Consider the following 22,998-nt stretch of genomic DNA (forward strand, 5'->3'; position numbering starts at 1 on the left):
CTTTTTTGGCAAAATTTTGGCATATTTTAGCATAAAAATTAAATTTCAATCTTTTTTAGCTACAATGGGCGCTTTTTATTTTAAAATTTGGATTTTATTATGCTTTTTTTACCATTTATAGGTGTTTTGACTGGTTTGATTTCTGGCTTTTTTGGCATAGGTGGCGGCACTGTGCTAGTGCCTATATTGCTTGCGCTTGGTTATGATATTAAAATGGCAATTGGCATTAGCGTTATGCAAATGTTTATTGCTGCGCTTTTTGGGAGCTATTTTAATTACAAAAGACAAAAATTTGAGCTAAAAACCGCACTTTCTCTTGGCTTTGGCGCGCTAATTGGTGGTTCATTTAGTGGGGTTATAGTTTCAAATGTGCCTGAAATTTATCTTAAATTATTGCTGATTTTTACGATTTTTTTAGCGCTTTTACGGCTAATTTTTTCACAAACAAACAAGCAAAACAGCCAAAAAGAGCTACATTTAGCCTTGCTTTTTATTCTCGGGGCTGTTATTGGGGCTGTGGCTATATCAATAGGCATGGGAGGTTCTGTGTTTTTGATGCCGATTTTGGTAGGATTTTTAGGCGTGGATATTAAAAAAGCCGTGTCTTTGGGTTTATTTTTTGTGATTTTTAGCTCTTTTGGTGGCTTGCTTAGTCTTGGGTTTGGGGGTTTTATTGATTATGAGGCTGGCTTGCTTTTAAGTTTTGGCGCGCTTTTTGGCGTGTATCTTGGCACGCTAGCTCATCATAAAATAGACAAAACCACGCAAAAATGGAGCTTAGTAGCACTTAATATAAGTATGCTTGCTTTGCTAGTTTATAATCTTATTGCTTATAAATAATGCTCTAAATTTTAAAATTTGCTAAATTAAAATTTTTATTTTCCATCGCACTTTTTGGTATAATTTGCCATCTTAAAGGGCAAAAATGAAAAAAATATTTTTAAGCAGCCAAGAACTTGATAAAAGCGCGGTTAATGCGGGTTTGGCTGAGCTGGTTTTACAAGAAAATGCCGCTCGCGCCGTGGCTGATGAAATTAAAAAAAGATTAAAATTTGGCTCAAAAATTGCATTTTTATGTGGCAGCGGAAATAACGCAGCTGACGCTATTGCTTGTGCTAGAATGCTTAGCGGGGATTATGAATGCGTGATTTTTTTGCTTTTTGATAGATTAAATCAAAACGCCTCAACTCAGCTTAAAATTGCCAAAAATTATGGCATAAGCGTGCTTGAAAAAGCAAATTTTAATCAAAACTATAAAGAAAATTTTATAAATTTTAATTGTATTGTTGATGGTATTTTTGGCTCTGGGTTTAATAGGGATTTGGGAGAAGAACTTTGTCAAATAATTAGCGCCGTTAATGAAATAGACGCATTTAAGATAGCTGTTGATGTACCTAGTGGCTTGGATATGAGCGCAAATCCCTCACCGCTGTGTTTTAGGGCGGATCTTTGCGTAAGTATGGGCGCGCTAAAACTCGCACTTTATGGCGATATGGCTAAGGATTTTGTGGGCGAGATCGTGCTTGCAAATCTTGGATTAAGCGAGCAAAATTTTATCAAAACAGCTAGCCAGGGCGATTATTTGCTTGAATTTGCTGATATGTGCTTGCCAAATAGAACGCAAAAAAATGTAAATAAGGGCGATTTTGGGCATGCTTTTGTCGTGCGCGGGCAGATGAGCGGGGCGTGCTTGCTTGCAAGTTTAGCGACGCTAAATATGGGCGCTGGCAAGGTTAGCATTTACAATTTTGATGCCACAATGCTAGCTAATTGCGATGCGCAAATTATGCAAAAATCAAGCTTTGAAGGGGCTAGTGCCGTAGCGTGCGGTATGGGACTTGGCGATGTAACTTTTAATTTTAATGAAATTTTAAGTTTGCCTTGCGTGATTGATGCGGATATGTTTGGGCGCGCGGAGATTTTAAGCTTTGCTAAGAGCCAAAAATGCGTTTTAACACCGCATTTAAAGGAATTTGTAAGTTTGTTAAAATTTACTGGTTTTGGCCAAATTGACATAAAACAAGCGCAACAAGAAAAATTTGCTCTTGCAAGAGAGTTTAGCTTAAAATTTGCTAGCACGCTGGTTTTAAAGGGCGCAAATACCATCATCGCGCAAAATGGCCGGCTTTATATCTGCGCTCTTGGCACTCAAAAGCTAGCAGTTGGTGGCAGTGGCGATGCCCTAGCTGGCATTATTTTAGCACTTTTGGCTCAAAATTATACTAGCTTAAATGCTGCCATCACAGGCGTTTTAGCTCATGCCAAAACAGCCTTAAACTACGATGGCAACGACTTTTCATTTAGCCCAAATGATATTATAAAAGGATTAAAAAAACTATGAAAACAAAAAAAATTGCCGTGCTTTTTAGCTCAAATGGTTCAAATTTAGAAGCAATTATTAAAAAATTACACAATAAACGCTTCAATGGAACAAAAATTAAAATTTCGCTTTTAATTTGTAATAATAAAAACGCTTTTGGTATAGTAAGAGCGCGTAAATATGGGCTTGAAACCACGATTATTAGCCACGAAGATTTTACTTGTAGGCAAGAGTTTGATAAGGTTTTAGTAGAAAAAATAAAAAGCGCAAATGTAGATTTAGTCGTGCTTGCTGGCTTTATGAGAATATTAACGCCGGTATTTTGTGATAATGTGCGCGCCATAAACTTACACCCTAGCATTTTGCCATTATTTAAAGGCGCAAATGCCATTAAAGAAAGTTTTCAAAGCGATATGCAAATAGGCGGAGTTAGCGTTCATTGGGTAAGTAGCGAGCTAGATAGCGGTAAAATCATCGCTCAACGCAGTTTTAAGCGCAAAAATCGCGATTTTAAAGCTTGGGAGAAAAAAATCCATGCCATTGAGCATAAAATTTTGCCAAAAACCATCATAAAATTGCTTTGTAAATAATTTTGGGGCTGATGTGAGCGCAATTTATATAAAATTTAGTATAAATTGTGGCTTTTGGTAAGTTTTAAAATTTAAGCTAAATTATTTTAGGGCTATTTTAATTTGGCTGGTTTTGCTAGCTAGAAAATGCCTAAAAGATAGTTTGCGTGGTGCTTTGAGCTATTTTAATAATGAGCAAATTTTAATTTTTCTTGCTTTTGCTAGATAAATACAAGCAAATAAAATTATAATCTAAAATCTTTTTGTAGTAAATTAAAATTAGATTAAGTTTAAATTTAAGTTTTGCTAAATTTAAAATTTGCTTGAAATAGCTTTGTGGATTTGTTATAAAATCAAGTTATTTTTATATTTTAAATTATTTTTAAGATTACTTTGCTACAATTTCGCTCTTTTTTAACATTTTAGCAGCGGAACTCGTTTTCGGGGCGTAGCGCAGTCTGGTTAGCGCATCTGGTTTGGGACCAGAGGGCCGAAGGTTCGAATCCTTTCGCCCCGACCATGGTGAGTGTAGCTCAGTCGGTTAGAGCATCAGATTGTGGTCCTGAGGGTCGTGGGTTCGATCCCCACTACTCACCCCACTTTTTGCGCTCGTAGCTCAACTGGATAGAGCGACAGACTTCGGATCTGTAGGTTGTGGGTTCGACTCCTACCTGGCGCACCATTTTGTGCGACGAAGTTTAGCAGCGTTTTTTAAGCGCTCATAGCTCAGCTGGATAGAGCAACGGCCTTCTAAGCCGTAGGCCAGAGGTTCGAATCCTCTTGGGCGTACCATTTATTTATGCGGACGTGGTGAAATTGGCAGACACGCTAGACTTAGGATCTAGTGCCGCAAGGTGTGGAGGTTCAAGTCCTCTCGTCCGCACCACCACTTTTTTCAAATGCCATATTTATCGATATTTCAAGGTTTTAAGCTTTCTTACCTGATGAGCTATATCATAACAACATTAGTTATTCGTTTTTATAATTTAATTTTGTGGTCAGTATAACAGGTATTGCGGGTAGGGCAATGCCAAAATACAAAATTATAGCTTTGTCAAATTACAAAAATCAAGCAAAAAAAATCAATCAAAAAATCAAGCAAAAAAATCGTATAATCAGCTAGGTTTAATAAATGTTATAAAAACTCACAAAATATTTAAAATTTCTTGCGCTGTAAATTGCTGTAAATTTAGGTTAAGTTTGGCTCGCAAATCCTAGGATTTGCGAGAAGTTTAAAAGAATGAAATTTTAAATATAACCTGCCACGAGTGCTAAAACATAACCCGCCACGCAAGAAGTAGAAACGCCAATAAGCCCTGGGATAATAAAGCTGTGATTTATAACGAATTTACCAATATGCGTTGTGCCTGAGCGGTCAAATTGTATGGTCGCAAGGTCGCTTGGGTAAGTCGGCAAAATGTAGTATCCATAGCAAGCAGCCGAAAACGCCACAATAATGCCAGGTTCTACGCCAATGCCAAGTGCTAGTGGCACAAATGCCGCTAGTGCCGCCGCTTGCGAATTAACAAATTTTGAAATCAAAAGTAGCATAATCGCATAAGTCCAAGGGAGTTCTTTTACTACATCGCCTAGTGCGGTTTTAAGCATTGGAGTATGCACGGCAAACATCGAATCAGCCATCCACGATATACCAAACACCGCCACCATCGCTATCATACCTGATTTAAAAATAGCGTTATTGCCTATGTCGCTAACCTTTACCTTTGTAAAAATCACCAGCGCAGAGCCAGCCATAAGCATAAACATTTGGATCACAGCAACCATACTCATTGGCTTCATCACTCCCTTACCATTATCAAAAGCAGGGCGTAAATCGCTAAAAATTCCTAAAATCGCCACCAAGGCAATCGCACCCAAAAATATCCACATAGCAGTCCATTGAATTGTCGGCAACTCCACGCCCAAAAGCGTTTTATTTTCGCCATAAACATATTCTTTAAATTTTGGATCTTTGAGTTTTTCTTGGAATATGGGGTCTTTATCTAAATCTTTGCCTCTAAACCATGAAAAAATCCCAACGCAAAGCACGCCAAAAGCACCACTTGGAATGGTGATTTTTAGCAAATCCACATACCCATCAAAGCCTTGTATATGCGTAACATTTGGGGCTAAAAGCATAGCTGTGAGGCTAACTACTGCTACGCTTACAGGCGAGCAAATAATCCCCATTTGCGATGAAATAGACGAGGCTGCCATAGGGCGCTCTGGGCGAATGCCGTTTTTGATGGCTATATCATAAATAATAGGCATCATCGTATAAACCACATGCCCCGTGCCGCAAAGTATGGTAAGAAACCAAGTAACAAAAGGTGCAAGTATAGTCAAAAACTTTGGATTTCGCCTTAAAATGCGCTCAGCAATTTGTAGCATCACATCAAGCCCGCCACTTGAAAGCAAAGTAGCACTTGCTACAACCACGCATAAAATCGTAAAAATCACATCAATTGCTGGCTTACCAGGTTTTACATGAAAAAGAAAAGTCAGCACAAAAATGCCAATTCCGCCAAGCAAGCCAAGCGCGATACCGCCTTTTTTTGCCCCATAAAAAAGGCAAATCAAAACGATAATTAGCTGTATAGCAAACTGCTTGCCATCGCTTAAAGAGGTTAAAAACTCCATAAATTCTCCTTTAAGAATTATTGTGATTTTATTGCAAAAACGAGATAAAATTGTATTTTTATTTTTCTTAATTTTTATTAAAATTTTTAATGAATTGCGATGAGATATTAAAATTTAAGCAAGATTTTATTTTACCAGCTACCAAGCCACTTGCAAATCTTCTATTTTGATTTTGCAATTAGCCACATTATCTTTGCAGAGATTTTTTATTTTTTTTGAGTCTTTGAGTGCTACGCAAAGCGCGTTTTTATCGTCTATGCTTACATTAAATTCTCTTGCGTTTTTATCTGGCACGCTTATAGAAACGCATGAAATATTTTTATTTGCAAAGATATGGCCGTTTTCATCGACAGCTTCTGTCATTGCGTGTAAATTATCGTTAAACTCGCCATTTACGATGTAATAAGTGGCTATGTCAGTTACTGCGGTGCTAAGATCGCTTGCTGCTTTTATAACTTCGGCATCATCTTTAATCGCTGAGAATTTTGAAACTGCCACAGACGCAAGAATGCTTAAAATTAATATCATAAACGAAAATTCAACCACACTAAAAGCTTTTTTCATTTTTATTCTCTTAAAATTATCTTTATTTTAAAATTTAAAACGCAAGGATAATGTTTTTTTCATAAAAACAAGCTTAAAATTAACAAATTTTTATTTACGATTTAATAAAAAAAATTTTTTTTAATATAAAGTTTCTTTAAATATAAATTTTATATTTTTTAAATAATTAACTTTATATTTAAAAAAAATTATAAAATTTTTGAAATTTTAACGATTTTTGACATTTTAAAATTTATTTGGATTTTTAAAATTTTAAAAATTTGCTTTTTTTATTTTAAATTCTGCACGGGTTTTTTTAAAAATTTTAATTATTTTTTTTGCGATTTAAATTCTGTGCGGGTTTTGAAAAATATTTTTGAAATTTTAAGATTAAAAGATTTTTTGAAAATTAGAATTTAAAGAATAAAAATAAAAAAACCCCTTGAAATTTTTAGAATTTCAAGGGGTGATTAAGCTTAAAATTTATTTTAAAATTAACGCTAAAAATAAATTAGCGCGAATTAAGCTTTAAATTAGCTTAGGCGTTAGCTTAGAATTGTATGCCACCTGAGCCACCGATTTGGATCTCGCAAGTATCTGGAGCCTCTGCATTGGTATTAGTGGTAGTATCAACTTTACACATCGTTAAAATTCCTGGAAATTTTGCTAGTTGTTTACATACAGGGTCTTGGCTTTTATTGAAAGTTAAGGTAAGATTAACTGCACCACTTTTTTGTTGTGTTGCAGTGTCAGGTAATTTTACAGTTACGCAAGTCTTGTTACCTTTTACATTAAGCTTACCACTTTTATCTAGCGCATTTGTAATCTTGGTAAAATCATTTGGTGTACTAAATTTACCTTTCGCCGTATAATACGCCGTAATATCACTCACCGCAGTGGTAAGATTTGTCGCCGCCTTTGCCACCTCTGCATCATCTCTTGTAGCTGCTAGTCTTGGTATCGCTACTGACGCCAAAACACCTAAAATTACGATAACAAATATTAACTCAATCATCGTAAAACCTTTTCTCATCGAAAACTCCTTGTGTTGAAATCCTAAGCAAACGCTAGCCCTATGATTGAGATTTTTGGAGTAAGCCACCGTCTGCTTAGTGCCTGCTTCAAGCAAGCACAAGAATTATAGGGGGGGGTTAAACTAAGCTTAAATTACATAAAGTTTTTTTAAAAAAAAATTTCAATTTTTTTAAAAATTTTAATAAATTTCTTTAAAATTTGGTAAATGTTTTATAAATTTTAATGTTTTTTGCTTTATAAAATCTCTAAATTTTATAAAATCTTTAAAATTTTGTGATTTTGCATTTTGAAATTCTCTAAATTCTTTAAATTTTCTAAATTTCATTGTGTTTTGTGGCTGTGGGTCGCATTTTGGGAGCGTGTGAATTAAAGGCGTGGCGGAGTTGTGTGGGTAGGCGGGTTTTTGTGCGTGCGGTGAGATTAAAAGGTGGAGCGGTTTGGGGCGTTGCGAGTGCGGATTTTTCTTAAATAATGGCGTGGCGCGCGTAGCTAAGAGCATTGCGGGTGTGGGGCTGAGAGTTTGCGGGCGCGTGGTTTGCTTTTAAAAAAATGGCGGGCGCTGGGTTAAAATTTGGCAGATTTGTTGAATGAAATTTTAAAATTTTATTTTGGCTAAGAGTTTAAAGGGCGGGATTTTTGTGTGTTGAAGTAAATTGAAATTTTAAAATTTATTTTTTTTGGATTGTGGCTGAGAGTTTGGCGTGAAATTTTAATGGCTGGGCGGTTTGATTAGCGGGCGTGCGTGCGCGTGGCTGAGAGTTTGCGGGCGTGATTGGTTTGGTGCGTTGAATAAAATTGAAATTTTAAAGTTTGTTTTGTGGCTAAGAATGTGGCGGACGAGTTTCATAAAAGAGTGGTAAAATTTGGTTTTTGGCGTGGGTTAAAAATAAATTTTAAAATTTGGGCGTTTGGCGGATAAAAATTTGCGTGGCACGAGTTTAAAATTTGGCGGATTTATGAATTAAATTTTTAAAATTTAGCGGATTTATAAATTAAATTTTAAAAAATGAAATTTTAAAATTTGCTAAAAATCGTTTTTTAAGAGCTGGGATTGTTGCTTACAAAGCTCTTGCCACGGGGAGGCGGTTTTTAGATTTAGGCATTGTGCGATAGTGTTTTGGGCATACTCGCGCGCTCCATCTTTTAGCTGTAAATCGGCTAGGGTGTATAATGCGCGCGCTTTGTCGGCATCTTTTAAATTAAGCTCAATCAGCCTAGCACTTGCTACCATCGCTTCTTTGTATAAATTTTGGTTTTTTAAGCTATCGATGTAGATAAAATCAATTTGTGGACTAAAAGTGTCGATTTTTAATCTGGCTTGGGCTTGTAGTGCCATTTTGGCGTATTTTATCGCGCTTGTGTGAAAATTATTTGCGCTAGCATAAGTAGCTGCTGCATCGCACATTTGAATATACATAAAATCCGTGCCTTTAAGCTTTGTGATTTCATCTATGCTAGTTAGGGCAAGATCTAATTTATCAAGGCGCAAAAGGCTAAAAAAGCGGTAAAATATCGCCTTGCTAGGATCTGAGTATTCAAGGCGTCTGGCTTCATAAATAGCGTCATTTGCGGCTTTTAGCGCGTCATTGTAAAGGCCAAGATTAAATAAAGCCTGACTTGCATTGCTTAGCCACTCTACGCGCGTGCGCAAATCCCCACTTTCTATGCCAGCACTTGTAAGCTCTAAGGCCTCTTTATATCGCGCTCTTTGAATGTAGCAAGCAAATAATTTATATTTATCTTTTATATCGCTTGCTATACTAAACTCATCAATTAAAAGCATAAGGCGCGCGCAAGCTTTATGCGTGTTAGCGTCATTTGCTAGCGCGATCGCTGAGTTTTGTAAGATAATAAAGCTTTTGGTATCATTAGCCTCTCTTATTTCATCTCTAAGGTTTAAAACGCTCTTATAATCGCCATCATTAAAGCTTAAACTAGCACTTTCTAAAAGCGCGCGTTTGCCTATTTGAGAGCCTTTGTATTTTTGCATTAGCTGGGCGTAGGATTTTTGAAGCTTGTCTTTGTTTTGGTTTTTATTAATATCAAAAAATAACCTATCCATAGCAGTATCAATAAGGCTGAGGTATTGGCTATTTGGGAATTCTTTTTGATATTTTTTTAAATAAAAAAAGATTTTTTGCTTGGTTTTGTCATCTGCTGGACTTAGGGCTAAATTTCTTAAAGCAAGCTCGTAAATTTCATCTTTAATATCGCTATTTTTTAAGATAAGCTCGTAAATTTTAAGTGCGTTTTCAAATAATTTAGCTTCTTTAAAGCTTTGGGCTAAGTTGATTGAGGCGTCTTGCTGCGTGGCTAGAAAGCTAGGATTGGCAGTTAAAATTTTATCTAAATACATACTCGCGCGCTCTAATCTATTTAATCTTAGCTCGGTTGCGGCTAGTTGCATTGCGGCCTGGCTGGCTATTTGGATATCATTAGTAGCATAAAGCACATCTTCATAAAGCAAAATCGCATCATCTAAGCGCGTTGTATTTGCCAAAAAATCAGCATAAGCTAGCAGGGCTTTTTGCGTCCAAGGCGAGCTTTCATGCTCTGTTTTTAATAAATCTATCATATATTCGGCATTGCCCAAGCTATCATTATCTAAATAGCCTTTCATTAGCATATAAAGCACCTCAGGATATGCCTTATCGCTGGCGAAATTTTTCACCCAAATGTTAGCTTGTTTTATGATCTCATCGCTTCTTGAAATTTTCATTTTTTCAAGCTCTTCACTAGCTTCTGCGTTATTTTTCATAGCATCTAATGAGCGCAAATAATGAAGCATAAACTCACCCAAAAACACGCTATTTGGATAATTTTTAATCGCAAGCATACTCGCTTTTAGCGTGTCTATGTAGTTTTGTGCTTCGTAGAGTTTTTTGATATTGATGTAGTCGTTGATATCATCTTCTTTGCCTATGCTTAGGGGTTCTTTATTAAAATCAAGCGCGCCTATATAAGGCAAGGTAAGATTAGGAAAAATTATAGGGAAATCAAGCTCAGGGCGCGTTTTAGAAAGCGATTGGCTGATGTTTTCATTTAAAATAACGGTGTAATGGCGGGATTTTAGCCCTTGGCCTTGCTTGGTATCATTGCTAGAATACAAATGCCCATCTATGCTAAAAATGCGAGATAAAATTTTTGGTTTTATTATCACCCAGTAGCCGTCTTTTTCGCTTTTAAATTCTAAATCCATAAATGGTAATTTTTGGCTTTGAGGTTTGTTGCTAAAATCACCGCTAATAAAGCAAAAATATTGCCTGTTTATGTGTGTGTCGGCTCCATCGTGGCGAGTATCTGGCGGGTAGAAATTATCGCCGATTTTAACCTTACAAGAAAAGGGCGCGCTGTTTTCAAGGTGGATTACATAATAATCATTGCCATTTGTTTTGCCATTATTTAGCGTAAGGCTAAAAGCGCAAAGTTCAAAGGAAAAAAATATGAAAAAATATAATAAAAAACACTTTTTATTCATCTTTGCCTTGCTTTTGAAATTTTAAAATTTTAAATCTTAGCCTAAATTATTCAACATTTTGATTTTGCGTTTTATCACTTAAAATTTCTAAAAATTCTTTAAATAAATACTCGCTCTCGTGCGGGCCAGCACTACTTTCAGGGTGATATTGCACCGAAAAAATCGGCGCATCTTTATAGCGCACGCCCTCAATCGTGCCATCAAAAAGATTGCGATGGGTGATCGTGGCGATTTCGGCGATGAATTCTGGGACATTGTAATTGTGGTTTTGGCTAGTGATTTCTACTGTGTTTGTTTGTAGGTTTTGGACTGGATGATTGCTACCGTGCTGGCCAAATTTTAATTTATAAGTTTCGTAGCCAAAGGCATTTGAGAGCAGTTGATGGCCTAAGCAAATCCCAAACATAGGCACCTTTGCTTCAATTAGCTTTTTAATCTGCTCGATTTCATCTTTTAGCGTGCGCGGATCGCCTGGGCCATTGCTTAAAAAAACGCCTTGGATATTGCCTGTGTTAAATGCGTCTATTAGCACGCTAGCTTGGACACTACTTGGATACACCTCCACATCAAGGCCTACTGAGCTTAATTCATTTAAGATATTGCGCTTTACGCCATAATCTATAACGGCTACTTTTTTGCCGATTTTTACAGGGTTTGAGTAAGAATTGCTCTCAAAATCCCAAATGCCACTATCGTGTGAGTATTGCATTTTGGTTGTAACTTGCTCTACTAGATCGATTTCTTCGATTCTTGCTGAGTTTTCAAGCACCTTTGCTAGTTCGCTTTTTGTGCTAATTTGTGTGGAGATGACAGCGCGCAAAACGCCTTTTTCTCGTATCATTTTGGTTAAGGCTCTTGTGTTTATGTCGTGGATAATTATTTTATTTTGTGCGCTTACAAACTCGCTTAAAGTGCTTTTAGAGCGGTAATTTGAGCTAAACTCATTAAGACGGCGCACAAAAAGCCCGCAAGCGTGGATTTTAAAGCTTTCCATATCATCGTTATTACAACCTACTATGCCTATTTCAGGTGCGGTAAAAACTATAAACTGCCCAGCATAGCTTGGATCTGTGATGATTTCTTGATAACCGCTCATTGAGGTGTTAAAGACCATTTCGCCGCTGATGGTTCCGCCTTTGCCACTGGCTTTGGCTTGTAAAAATACGCCATTTTCTAGGTAAATATACGCTTTCATAATAATCCTTAATTTTAACTAAGATTTAAAATTTCAATTTAATAGCCCAAGCTAAATAATGCCTCGTTTTTTTAATTGCTCTTCATATGCTTTATGATAGGCTATTTCATATTCATCGCTACCTACAACTAGCTTTTTTTCTCTTTTTTCTAATTCATCAAATGCGGCATCTTCTGCTTGGCTAAATCCTTTTAGATATCCTTCAATGGCTGAATATATCACATTTTTAACCTTATTCTCGCTTACTTTATAATCGATTAAATCTTTTTGCCAGATTTGATTTAAAATTTCGTGTGAGATACGCGAATATCTATCATCATGCTCTAAAATAAAATCACTATCGCGCGCTAGGCGTTTTTTAATAAGCCAAAACATATTGCGCCTATCTACTTGCATAAACTCTATATCGTTTTCGTTTTCGTTTAAAATTTGCTCTACTTTTGCTTCTAGTGCGCGCTCGCTAGCTATATCGGCTAATAAAATTTCTTGTGCGAGCTGTGCAACTTGCTCTAAACCACTTTTAAAACTAACAAAACCGCATTTGTGAAGTTCTATGGAGATTTTTCGCGCGATGTATTGCGCGTGTGGCTCTTTAATTCGCATTTTTAGTCCCTTAATTTTTGGGCGCGATTATAGCTAGTTATTGTTAAAACTAGCTTTTATGGTGAAATTTTAAGTTAAAAGAATAATAAATTTTAAAAAGCAGCTAGCAAAATAAATTAAAATTTTATTTGCTAGCGTTTTAGCGTGGGTTATTGTTTTAATTCAAGCAAGGTAGAAAGCATTTTTTCAACTGTGGTGATTACCTTTGCAGCAGCACCATAGCTGCTTTGATAGCGCATTAAATTGCTTAATTCTTCATTCATATTAACCCCGCTTATGCTTTGCCACTGGGCATTTACGGTGGTGTTTATTGCTGTGTTTGTGGCGTTTTGGGTCATTGTGCTTTGTGTATCGCTTGCCATTTGTGTGGTTATATAGCGGTAATAACCGCTGATAGTTTCATCTCTATCGCCACCTGTGCGACTATTAAATGGGAGTTTGACATTTTGTAAGTTTATCATGGCATTTGCCATAGAATTATCGCCTGGCTGAGGACTTTTGCCGCCATGAAGTAATGCTGGATCTGCTTGGATTGCTTCATTTACTCTAATGTTGCTAGCATTTTGTCCGTCTAAAAATTTGCTTAATCCCAAAGTGCCTGCGAAATTCGTGCCATTATCTTCGATGGCTATATAAAAACCGGTTGGGTTTTTCTCAGTTGGTTTAAAGCTGAGATTGCCAGTTTGTGTATGCTCGTCCCAGGTATAAACTGCTTTGAAATAATCATCTATGTCGTTATTAAAATTTTGATCGTTGTTATCGTCTAAATTTTTATTAAAATCTTGGACGATAGAATTACCGCGCGTGATGTCATTTAGCGTTGTTGAGGCGTTTATGCTTATTTTGCGCTCTGCTACTACATTGCCTTGGGTGTTGTAAATTTTAACCGTAATATCGCCATCTTTTATGCCATTATCGTAGTTTTGTAAGGTTGTGTTAGCTTTTGCATCTTTTAGATAATCAGACACCATTTCTTTAACCGCGCCACTTGCATAAACGCTGTTGGTTTGTGTTATAAAGGTTTTGGCAAAGGCATCAAGGTTATCTTGGTAAGTGGTTAAAATTCCATCGCGCATTTTTCCATCGCTTGTCATATATCGTCCGCGCAAATCAAGCATACCAGCGATTTTACCGCCTGTAAATTTTGATGAAATATCTATGCGCGTTTCATCGTTTAATTCATAAAATAATGTAGAATACCCGCGCTCGCTGTGCGTGGTATCCATTTTGATTTCGTGAAAATTTTCACCCTCAACTAAGGTTATGCCATTTATGCTTAGGGTGTAGTTTTTACCCATATCATAGATTGTGGCATCATCAAAACTGCTGTTGCTTGATACATCTTGTTTGAAAGAGTTTATGTTTGTGAGTTTGCTAAGGCGCAATTCAAGCGCATCGCGTTTATCGCGTAAATCGTTTGAGTTTATTCTTGTGTTTATTTCGGTGCGTTGGAGTTGCTTGTTGATATCAGCGATTTGCCTTGCTATATCATTTACTTCATTTACGGCTAAGATTAGCTGGTCATTTACGCTATCGCGGATTTTATTTAGGGTTTCATAAGAGTCGTTGATATTGCCCATTAGAACATTTGCTGAATCAATTAGCACGGTTTTTTGCGCTGCTTCGTTTGGGTGAGAGGCGTAGTTATTCCACATAGCAAAATATTTTTTGATATTTTCTAAGATACCACTATCTGCTAGATCTGGGAATTTTTGATTTACTTCTTGTAAGACTTGCTCTTTATAGCTTGTGTATTCAAGATTGCTATAAGATGAAGTAAGTCGCCCAAAAACGAACTCATCATGAACGCGCACGATTTGTTGAACCATAGTCCCGCGCCCTATATCGCCACCTTTTGTGTGAAATGCTTCATTAGCAACTTGAACAACTCTTTGGCGCGTGTAATACTCACTATCTGCGTTGGTTATGTTTTGGCCTGTGGTTTGGATTTGTATTTGGGCGGCATTTAAGCCAGAAACGCCTGTATATAATGCATCAAAAATTCCCATCTTATCTCCCTTAAACCCTAGCTTTAAAAATTTCTTCGCTTTCTTGATTTAGCGGTGTTTTGGATTTGGCAGCATAGAGGCTATTTATGCTTTTGCCTAGCATTTTGCCAAGTAGTGAATCAAAAAATTCCTTTACCACCACTAAATTTTTGGCATATTCAAAATTTACACTTTTTAGCTCAATTAGCGTGGCGCGAAGTTTTTGTAAGCTATCTTTGCTATCTTGTGATAATAAATCCGAAAGATTTTGATTTGGATTATTTGTGGCTAGCTCTAAAAGCTGGGCATCTAAATCTTTTTTGATATTTTCAAACTCACTTAAAAGTTTTGTTTTTTGCTCGCTGTGAGGGCCTACTTCATCGTGCTTTGCTTTTTTGATATTTTCTATATCTTGATTTGTTATATCAATAATCTTGCGAAGTGTTAGAATGCAATCATTTAGGTATTTATCGATCATTTTAGCTCCCTTTGTTTAGTTTAAAATTAGCGCACACGCTAGGCACTAAACAGCGAGCTAAATTAAATCAGCTCATCTGCTATCTTAGCTGCTAATGCGCCTAAATCTATTTTATAATCGCCATTTTCTATATCTTTGGTGATTTTATTTATTTTATCTTGGCTTGCATCTTGTGCTTTTATTTGTGCTTGCTTTATGTTTTTGGTGCTATCTTTGCTGCTTAGGGCAGTAAAGGTGGCATTTTGGCTTACGCTTGTTAGCATTTTTCGTCCTTGAAAATTTGCAGGCATATCGGCACATAATTTTTTTTATTTAGCTCTTTGTAATAAAAAATCATAAAGCAAGTTGCTAAAACCAAAACCACCACTTAATGCTTGCGACATTGTGTCGTTATACATTGAGTTATAGATTTGATCGCTTGCGTCCTTGCCAAAGAGCGGATTTTGCGTGCTTATGGCTATATCAAGGATGGTTTTTATAAAAAAGGCTTCAAAAGCGTCTGTTTGTTCTTTTAATGCCTTTTTATCAATGCTTGATGCGCTATTTGAGTTATTAGCAATTTGTGTTCCATTTTGTGCTTTGAGATTTTGAATTTGTTTTTCGTTTTGGCTTATTTTAGTGGCTAAAATATCGCCAAACTCGCTATTTGCTAGCAAACTCGCATTAGTTTGTGATGGCATAGTTTCATTTGCGTTTTTAATCATAGTGCTTAATTTTTCGCTTGTTTTTAACTTAGCCATTTGTGCGTTTTCAAAGGCATTTAGCGCAAGTGCGGTGTTTAGATTTGCGTTCATTGTTTTCTTTCTTAAATTACTTCTATTTGTGCGTTAATAGCCCCAGCACGGCGCAAATTTTCAATAATTGCTATCATATCGCTTGGGCTAATGCCTAATTTATTTAATGCGCGCGTTACATTTGCTAGCGTGGTGTAAGAATTATCCACATTTAGCGTATTTTTGGCCACATCTATGCTAGTGCCAAAGCCTAAATCCATAGTATTTGGCGCAGGATTTTTTTCATCAAAAGGCACATAAGAGTTTGGCTCAATTTTTAGCGTAATGCCTTTATGCGAGATTACAGCGCTATCTACTCTTATCTGGCCGCCACTTACTAAGGTGCCTGTGCGTTCATCGATTATTATTTTGGCATCTGCTTGATGGTCGATTTCAAGATTTAGCACCATTGCTAAAAACTCCACCATACTAAGCTGGGCTGGTTTTTTGATGTTTAATGTGCGCGGATCAATTGCTATGGCTGAATTATCAAAGCGGGCATTGATCGCATCTTGTAGCTTTTTAGCCACAGCGAAATTTGATGATTTTAGGCTAAGGCTAGCATCTGTTTTGCTTGCTATATCATAGGCTACTTCGCGCTCTACTAATGCTCCGCGCAAAATCGTAGCCACTGTTGGGTGATTGCCGCCTTTTTTAGCTGAGCCACCAAGGGTTAAATTGCCTTGTGCTAGCGCGTATATTTCACCATCTACGCCTTTTAATGCGGTTAATAAAAGCGTTCCGCCCATTAAATTTTTTGCATCGCCTATTGAGCTGATTGTTATATCTAGCTCATCGCCTTGTCTTGCAAATGCTGGCAGGCGCGCTGTTACCATGACAGCAGCGGTATTTTTGCTTTTTATATCTTCTGGGTTTATTTGAACATTTACCGTTTTTAGCATATTTGAAAGCGATTGTATTGTAAATTCGCTATTTGAGCCATCGCCAGTGCCATTTAAACCAACTACTAAACCATAGCCTATTAATTGGTTTTCTCTTACGCCTATAACGCTTGCTAAATCTTTGATTTGTGCGCTATTTGCGCTGATTAAAATAAGTAAAAATAATACAAAACTACGCATATTTATCCTTAAAATTTTAAGGTTTTAAGCAAAGTTTATTCCTTTTTTGTTTTTGCTTTAAAATTTGCGTAAAAAGCGGTGATTTTGTGTTATAAGGATTAAACGCAAGAGCTAGCATTTAGTGCTAATTCTTGCTTAATTTAATTAAGAAATTTTATTTGTTGCTTTTAGCAATACCGCGCTTAGCTCGCTTGCGCTATCAAGCATACGCGAGATTAGCTCGTAATTACACGCTATAAAGGCAAATTTTAATTTTGTGTTTTGGCTTAGTTGTTTGTATTCATCAAGTTCATCTAAGGCTTTTGCATCGGCACCACTATTTTTAATGCTTTCTTGCATCTCTTGGCTTGTTGGAAATTCATCGCTAATTAAAAAATGCTCGATATTTGATAGCATTGTGTTTGCGTTTTGAAGTAAAGAACTGATTTGGCTAATGCCATTTTTTACCTCATTTATTAAAGCTAGGCCATTATCATCTAGTTTTGCGATATTTGCGCTTTTAACCACGCTATTTAATCCGCCCAAATCATTTAAGCATTGATTGATTTGCTCGCTAATTTGCACTCTAGCTGAGGCGATAAACGCGCTATCATTAAACATTCTTACCATTTTTTATCCTTTTGTGAGTTGTTGTTTTGCTAAATTTAAACATTCTTTTATTGTTTGATTTTTAGCGATTTTTGGCTTACAAATAAAATTTAAAGCCGCTGCTGTCGTGGCGCCAATAGCTATTGCTTCATAGCTAGTATCCCAAGAAAAATGCGTTAAAAATGCCTTTACATTTAGCGGACTTGTAAAAATCAAAACTGAATTTTTTGGCGGTGCTTTAAGGGCGTTTATTTCAGTTTTTATGATATTTTCATAGGCTATTTGCGTGTGTAAATCTACGCCGTTTTGGCATAAAATTTCATCTAATTTGCTAGCTCTTTTACTAGCGCAAATATAAAGTGCCTTTTTATCCTTTAAAAAGGGCAAAATTTCTAACCCAAAGGCATTGCCTAGTGAGTTTTTAGCGGTATAAATATCGCTAAATCCATAGCGCTTAGCAGAGCTTGCGCTATTTTTGCCGATGGCAAAGACTTGCATTTTAACATTTGGGCTTATGTGATTAAAACGCAGGGCTTTTATAGCGTTTTTGCTAGTTAAAATCAGCGCGTCATAGGCATTTAAATCAAGCTTAAAGGGCATAAATTTTATCTTGCAAAGGGATAAATTTTCTACATTTTTATCGTTGATTTTGGTATTTGAACATAAATAAATTTTGCTCATTTTGGCTCCAAAGTTTTAATTATAGCTATTTAATGCTAAAAAATAGCAATTTTTGCTACAATTTGCCAAAAATTTTAAGGATAAGACATGCAAAATAAAAATAATTTTTACTTTCTTGGGATTTGTTTGGTTATAGCCTCTATCGTTATTTCGCTTGGATTTTCTAGTATTAATCCAAAAGAAGCAAGCGTTAGCGTGCGTGGGCTTGCACAGCGCGAGGTTAATGCTGATTTGGCCGTGTGGCAGCTTAGTTTTGGCTTAGGCGATAATAACTTAGAAAATTTACAAAAATCCATAAAAGAAAAAAGCGAGATTGTAAGCTTGTATTTAAAAGATAAAGGTTTAAATGAGCGTGATTTTAGCGTACTTTCGCCCTCAATTACTAATAATTTGTTAGATCCATATATAAACCAAGAAAAAATGCAATATATTTATATTGCTAAGCTTAATTTTTTGATAAGAACAGATAAAATAAGTGCTGTTAAAAAAGCAAATGAGGGCTTATTAGAGCTTGTGGATAAGGGCATTGCCATAAAGCAAGATTATGAAAATAAAATAAATTATGAATTTACTAAATTAAACGATATAAAGCCTGAAATGATAGCACTTGCTACAAAAAACGCAAGAAAAGCAGCCGAGCAATTTGCTAAGGATTCAAATAGCAATTTAGGCAAGATTAAACACGCCACGCAAGGGCTTTTTAGCATTGAAAATGCGGCCACAGGGCTTGAAGAGCGCAAAATCGTGCGCGTGGTTACGCAAATACAATATTTATTAAAATGATTTCATCGTTTTTTGCTAGTAGAAAATGGACGTTATGGGCATATGGCGGGCTTTTAGTGCTTGTGCTTTCGCTTGTGGTTCAAACTAGCTTGAATGTGGCTATAAATAATTGGTATAAAAGTTTTTATGATTTGGCTCAAAATGCTAGCGATTATAGCGAGTTTAAAGAGCTAAATGCTTGCCAAGACAGGTTTTTAGAGCAAAATAATAAGCAAAATTTTAATAAACACACTCAAAATTTTAATCAAACTTCATCACAAAATTTTAATAACAAAAGCCCTGCTAGCCAAAACCCTTGTCAAGAGCTAAAAAACAACGCCATAAACATTAAAATTTCAGCCTTTTGGCAAGAAATTAAAACCTTTTTATTCATTGCTATGCCTTATGTGATTATTTACGCTTTGAGCGTGTTTTTTGCTAGTCATTGGTGTTTTAGATGGCGCGAGGCTATGACTTTTGCGTATTTTAATAAGTGGAAGGCTTGTAAAAGCGATATTGAGGGTTCTAGCCAACGCTTGCAAGAAGATATTTATCGCTTTGCTAAAATTACTGAGGATTTAGGGCTAAAAACTTTGCGGGCGATAATGACGCTAATTGCTTTTATACCCGTGCTTTGGGGGCTTAGCAATGGAGTGGATTTGCCTTTTTTTAAAGATATTCCTGGCGCGCTTGTTTGGGTGGCGTTGATTGTTAGTGTTGGCGGGTTGATAATTTCGTGGTTTGTGGGCATAAAACTGCCAAAACTTGAATACAACATACAAAAAAGCGAAGCAGCTTTTAGAAAAGAGCTGGTGTTTGCAGAAGATAATAAGCAAAATTATGCAAGTTTGCCAAGTATGATTGAGCTATTTAGTGGGGTGAAATTTAGTTTTTATCGCTTATTTTTGCATTATGGTTATTTTAATATTTGGCTTATTTCGTTTTCGCAGCTTATGGTGATTGTGCCTTTTGTGATAATGGGTGTTGGGCTATTTACGGGAGTTATCACGCTTGGGATTTTAATCCAAGTTAGCAATGCGTTTTCGCAAGTTAGGGAGAGTTTTTCTGTGTTTATTGAGAATTGGACGCTAATAACTGAGCTAAGAAGCATTCACAAACGCCTTAAAGAATTTGAACAAAGCATTAAATGGTAATAAAGGCCAAATTTTAAAATTTTAAAATTTGGCTTAATGGTAAAAAGTGTTGATAAAAATTGCTAAAATACCCCTTAAATTCATCATTTAAGAGGCTTGAAAAATATGAACAAAAAATGTCTAAATTGCGGTAGTTTTTTAATTAAAAAAGATGGTAAAATTCTAGTAATCATTAAAGATATAAATGCAAAAATTGCTCAAAGAAAATAACATCTGTATGAAAACGCTTCAAAATTACATAAAAGCATAAATGATAATGGCCTAGAAGCAGAATTCACTCATTTAAAGACTAAGCTTAGAGTTCATAGCGGGTTAAAGTTAGAAAATAAAATGAAATTTATTTCTAATTATTTTAGATTAAAAAATGATGAAAGATGAGATAAAAGTGTTGAGCTTTATCAACACTTTTTATCATTAAGCCAAAATTGAGATTTGGTGATATTTTGGCGCGAATCTTATGGCTAAATATTGCAAACCACCAAAATATTTGCGAATCTAAAATCTAAAAAGCTAATGTTATTTTGCCTAATTTAAGCGGATAGGGCAGTTGCAAGGAAAAATTTAGCGATTCTATGCGCACGATGATTTCATAATAATCTCCATAAAAGATATTTTCCACTACTTCGGCTTGAATCGTGCGTAAATCTTGCGAATCCGCACTCTGCAAATCCACTATTTGCAACTCTTTTGGGCGAATCATTCCATTTTTGGATTCAAGCCATTTGCGAAACATTGCATTTTTTACATTCGCAATCGCACTTGATTCAATGATATTTACCGCACCCAAAAACTCCGCACTTTTAGCATTTTTTGGCATTTCATACAATGACTTTGGAGTGCCTATATCAATAATTCTGCCTTGCTCTATAAGCGCAATTTTATCAGCGAGATAAAAAGCATCTTCGCGTTCGTGGGTAACCAAAATCGCACTTAAACCATATTTGCGTAAAATCTGCTTTATATCGCTTCGCATACGCACACTCATTGCGTGGTTTAGGTTTGAAAATGGCTCATCAAAAAGTATCATTTTTGGTCGTGGGGCAAGCGAACGCGCTAATGCCACGCGCTGTTGCTGTCCGCCACTAATCTCGTGTGGATAGCGATTGTCTAGCGATTCAAGTCCAAGCATTGTGATTAGCTCATCATATCGCTGTTGTTGCTCTATTTTTGACAAATGCGCTATGCCAAATAAAATATTTTCTTTTACGCTAAAATGTGGAAAAAGCGCGTAGTCTTGAAATACAATGCCTACATTGCGCTCTTTTGGCGGAGCAAAGGTGTGTGAATCTGCTACTTTTTTATCATAAAGCCAAATTTCGCCACAATCTATGCCAAAAAATCCTGCAATCGCGCTTAAAAGCGTGCTTTTACCACAGCCACTTTCGCCCAAAATCGCTACAATTTCGCCTTCTTTGACTTCTAGGTTTATGTCTTTTAGGGCGGTAATTTTGCCAAAGGATTTGCAGATATTGTTGATACTCAAAGCATTCATTTATGGATTCCTAAATTTATATAAAAAGTGCATAAGAAGCGTTGGAATTAGCGCAAAAAGCACGATTAGTAAGCTAGGTAAAGCGGCGTCATAGATTTGCTCATTGTCGCTATATCCAAAGGCGGCTGCTGCCAAAGTTTGATAGCCCGAACTTGCCAAAATCGTAGAGATGGGCAACTCTTTTAAAATGTCTATTGCCACAATCACAAAGGCGAGTGCTAGGCTAGTGCGGATTAGCGGAAAGTGGATTTTTGTAAAAATGCAAAACGGCGTGGCTTTGAGATTTAATGCCACAAAGTCAAAATTTCGCGGGATTTTGGTAAATCCACCTTGAATCGCAAATATACCCGATGCCAAAAATCGCACCAAATAGCCAAAAAATAGCAATGCAAATCCCCCGCCAAGCGCGTAAGCGATATGCAATGGATTTAAGATATAAACATTTATAAATCCCAAAAATAGCAAGATTCCAATCGCTACAACCGCACCGGGTATTGCATATCCAAGACTTGCAAGTGCTAAAATCGCCTTTGCCGCTTTACCACCGCCAATACGCACCACAAAGCAAAGAAAATACGCGATTAAAACGATTGTAAATGAGCTACTAACTGACATTATTAGACTATAAATCATTGCGCTTGTAAATTTTGGAAAGGTTTGGGCTATATCATAAAGCCCCCAATACAAAAGCCACGCAAATGGCACAATAAAGGCAAAAAATAGCACCGCAAAGCACCACAAAAATGTAGCCATATTTTTAAAACCGCGCAATTTTTGTCTAGGCGTAGAACTAAATGCATTTTGTGCATAAGAACGTGATTTGCGTTGATAGGATTCGGCTACTACGATTATAAATACAAAAATTATCATAACCGCCGATAGCGCAACGCCACTGCTTTTATCTCCACCGCCAAGCCAAGTACGAAAAATCCCAGCACTAAATGAATCCACGCCAAAATACGACACAAGCCCATATTCACTTAGCGTCTCCATTAGCACAAGCAAACTTGCCCCAACAATGCTAACGCGACAAAATGGCAAAATAACTTTCCAAAAAATTCGCATTGATGAGCCGCTCAAACTTTGTGCGCTTAAGATGATATTGCCTAGATTGTTTGAAAAATGATTTTTTACAAAAAAGTAAATGTAAGGATAAAGCGAAAAAGACAAAATCAAAATCGCACCAAAAATATTCATAATATCAATGCGCGAATCTATCCCAAATAGCGTTGGTATAAAGCCCTCAAATTCGCATAGATTCACCCACGCAAATCCCATAATATACGCAGGAATCGCAAGTGGCAAAATAAGGGCGACTTCAAAGATTTTGCGTCCAAAAAAGTCATAAAATGCGATTAAATACGCACTTGTAATACCTAAAATCAAAGTGCAAATTAGCACCCCAAAAAGCAAAATCACGCTACCCAAAATATAACGCGGTAGCACGAATCTACTCAAATGATTAAGCGTATCCAAATCAATGAATGGCAAATGAAAAATAACTACAAAAATCGGCACAAGCACGAATCCTGCGAGAATTAGCGCAGGAAAAATCCACTTAAAATTTAGATTTTTCACTAGATTCGCACCCATTTAAAATTTCATCAAAATGCTCAA

Annotated in this window: 20 protein-coding genes, 5 tRNA genes and 1 pseudogene; 10 read left to right on the forward strand and 16 right to left on the reverse strand. The window is 36.4% G+C overall.

Translation table 11 applies throughout. From position 1 onward, the window contains the following. Positions 1 to 99: 99 nt before the first annotated feature. From CINF_RS02010 to CINF_RS02045, 8 genes are all read left to right on the forward strand, one after another. Positions 100 to 840: a sulfite exporter TauE/SafE family protein gene (locus CINF_RS02010; RefSeq protein ID WP_179975559.1), complete on the forward strand. Its 741-nt coding sequence runs from the start codon at positions 100 to 102 to the stop codon at positions 838 to 840. Between the two features lie 85 nt (positions 841 to 925). Then, a complete protein-coding gene (locus CINF_RS02015; protein WP_179975560.1) occupies positions 926 to 2,341 on the forward strand; it encodes an NAD(P)H-hydrate dehydratase in 1,416 nt (471 codons plus the stop codon). Continuing rightward, positions 2,338 to 2,910 (forward strand): phosphoribosylglycinamide formyltransferase, encoded by a 573-nt coding sequence (purN, locus tag CINF_RS02020; RefSeq protein WP_179975561.1) that lies wholly within the window; start codon positions 2,338 to 2,340, stop codon positions 2,908 to 2,910. Before CINF_RS02015 ends, purN begins: the two co-directional genes overlap by 4 nt. A 421-nt stretch (positions 2,911 to 3,331) precedes the next feature. Then, positions 3,332 to 3,409: transfer RNA gene (locus CINF_RS02025), tRNA-Pro, on the forward strand. 2 nt (positions 3,410 to 3,411) lie between these two features. Further along, positions 3,412 to 3,488: transfer RNA gene (locus CINF_RS02030), tRNA-His, on the forward strand. Between the two features lie 6 nt (positions 3,489 to 3,494). Next, a tRNA-Arg gene (locus CINF_RS02035) sits at positions 3,495 to 3,571 on the forward strand. A 33-nt stretch (positions 3,572 to 3,604) separates the two neighbouring features. Then, positions 3,605 to 3,681, forward strand: a tRNA-Arg gene (locus tag CINF_RS02040). 9 nt (positions 3,682 to 3,690) lie between these two features. Beyond that, positions 3,691 to 3,775 (forward strand) — tRNA-Leu (locus CINF_RS02045). Between the two features lie 362 nt (positions 3,776 to 4,137). On the opposite strand, the gene CINF_RS02050 is transcribed toward CINF_RS02045, so the two are convergent. From CINF_RS02050 to CINF_RS02115, 14 genes and pseudogenes are all read right to left on the reverse strand, one after another. Continuing rightward, a complete protein-coding gene (locus CINF_RS02050; RefSeq protein WP_179975562.1) occupies positions 4,138 to 5,529 on the reverse strand; it encodes an anaerobic C4-dicarboxylate transporter in 1,392 nt (463 codons plus the stop codon). 138 nt (positions 5,530 to 5,667) lie between these two features. Further along, positions 5,668 to 6,093 carry a type II secretion system protein gene (locus tag CINF_RS02055; RefSeq protein WP_179975563.1) on the reverse strand — a complete coding sequence of 142 codons (426 nt, stop codon included), beginning with the start codon at positions 6,091 to 6,093 and terminating at the stop codon, positions 5,668 to 5,670. Between the two features lie 529 nt (positions 6,094 to 6,622). Further along, entirely contained in the window at positions 6,623 to 7,087 is a 465-nt protein-coding gene (locus CINF_RS02060; protein WP_420808762.1) for a type II secretion system protein, read from the reverse strand. A gap of 198 nt (positions 7,088 to 7,285) precedes the next feature. Next, positions 7,286 to 7,606 (reverse strand): hypothetical protein, encoded by a 321-nt coding sequence (locus tag CINF_RS02065; RefSeq protein WP_179975564.1) that lies wholly within the window; start codon positions 7,604 to 7,606, stop codon positions 7,286 to 7,288. A 525-nt stretch (positions 7,607 to 8,131) separates the two neighbouring features. Further along, a complete protein-coding gene (locus CINF_RS02070) occupies positions 8,132 to 10,585 on the reverse strand; it encodes a tetratricopeptide repeat protein (protein ID WP_179975565.1) in 2,454 nt (817 codons plus the stop codon). Between the two features lie 46 nt (positions 10,586 to 10,631). Next, a complete protein-coding gene (carA, locus tag CINF_RS02075; RefSeq protein WP_179975566.1) occupies positions 10,632 to 11,780 on the reverse strand; it encodes a glutamine-hydrolyzing carbamoyl-phosphate synthase small subunit in 1,149 nt (382 codons plus the stop codon). Between the two features lie 51 nt (positions 11,781 to 11,831). Next, a complete protein-coding gene (locus tag CINF_RS02080) occupies positions 11,832 to 12,383 on the reverse strand; it encodes a DUF507 family protein (protein ID WP_179975567.1) in 552 nt (183 codons plus the stop codon). A gap of 149 nt (positions 12,384 to 12,532) precedes the next feature. After that, positions 12,533 to 14,392 (reverse strand): flagellar hook-associated protein FlgK, encoded by a 1,860-nt coding sequence (flgK, locus tag CINF_RS02085; RefSeq protein WP_179975568.1) that lies wholly within the window; start codon positions 14,390 to 14,392, stop codon positions 12,533 to 12,535. A gap of 10 nt (positions 14,393 to 14,402) precedes the next feature. After that, positions 14,403 to 14,849 (reverse strand): flagellar export chaperone FlgN, encoded by a 447-nt coding sequence (locus tag CINF_RS02090; protein WP_178696571.1) that lies wholly within the window; start codon positions 14,847 to 14,849, stop codon positions 14,403 to 14,405. A 62-nt stretch (positions 14,850 to 14,911) separates the two neighbouring features. Next, complete coding sequence (locus CINF_RS09050) at positions 14,912 to 15,112, reverse strand: flagellar biosynthesis anti-sigma factor FlgM (RefSeq protein ID WP_178696572.1); 201 nt, start codon at positions 15,110 to 15,112, stop codon at positions 14,912 to 14,914. A gap of 45 nt (positions 15,113 to 15,157) precedes the next feature. Beyond that, positions 15,158 to 15,367 (reverse strand): annotated as a pseudogene (locus CINF_RS02100) (rod-binding protein); the annotation flags it as partial. Between the two features lie 287 nt (positions 15,368 to 15,654). Then, a complete protein-coding gene (locus CINF_RS02105) occupies positions 15,655 to 16,704 on the reverse strand; it encodes a flagellar basal body P-ring protein FlgI (protein WP_179975569.1) in 1,050 nt (349 codons plus the stop codon). 144 nt (positions 16,705 to 16,848) lie between these two features. Further along, on the reverse strand, positions 16,849 to 17,313 hold the full coding sequence (locus tag CINF_RS02110) for a hypothetical protein (RefSeq protein ID WP_179975570.1): 465 nt from the start codon (positions 17,311 to 17,313) through the stop codon (positions 16,849 to 16,851). Positions 17,314 to 17,316: 3 nt separating this feature from the next. Beyond that, positions 17,317 to 17,973: a uroporphyrinogen-III synthase gene (locus CINF_RS02115; protein ID WP_179975571.1), complete on the reverse strand. Its 657-nt coding sequence runs from the start codon at positions 17,971 to 17,973 to the stop codon at positions 17,317 to 17,319. A gap of 87 nt (positions 17,974 to 18,060) precedes the next feature. Between CINF_RS02115 and CINF_RS02120 the strand changes: the two genes are divergently transcribed. Together CINF_RS02120 and CINF_RS02125 are read left to right on the forward strand one after the other, a co-directional pair. Next, positions 18,061 to 18,756 (forward strand): SIMPL domain-containing protein, encoded by a 696-nt coding sequence (locus tag CINF_RS02120; protein WP_179975572.1) that lies wholly within the window; start codon positions 18,061 to 18,063, stop codon positions 18,754 to 18,756. Then, positions 18,753 to 19,889, forward strand: coding sequence for a putative transporter (locus CINF_RS02125; protein WP_179975573.1), 1,137 nt, complete (start codon positions 18,753 to 18,755; stop codon positions 19,887 to 19,889). Before CINF_RS02120 ends, CINF_RS02125 begins: the two co-directional genes overlap by 4 nt. Positions 19,890 to 20,391: 502 nt before the next feature. On the opposite strand, the gene CINF_RS02130 is transcribed toward CINF_RS02125, so the two are convergent. Both CINF_RS02130 and CINF_RS02135 read right to left on the reverse strand, forming a co-directional pair. Further along, positions 20,392 to 21,381 (reverse strand): ABC transporter ATP-binding protein, encoded by a 990-nt coding sequence (locus CINF_RS02130; RefSeq protein ID WP_179975574.1) that lies wholly within the window; start codon positions 21,379 to 21,381, stop codon positions 20,392 to 20,394. Then, positions 21,382 to 22,959 carry an ABC transporter permease gene (locus CINF_RS02135; protein WP_179975575.1) on the reverse strand — a complete coding sequence of 526 codons (1,578 nt, stop codon included), beginning with the start codon at positions 22,957 to 22,959 and terminating at the stop codon, positions 21,382 to 21,384. Between the last annotated feature and the right edge of the window lie 39 nt (positions 22,960 to 22,998).

This window comes from Candidatus Campylobacter infans, assembly GCF_013416015.1.
GTDB classification, from domain to species: domain Bacteria; phylum Campylobacterota; class Campylobacteria; order Campylobacterales; family Campylobacteraceae; genus Campylobacter; species Campylobacter infans.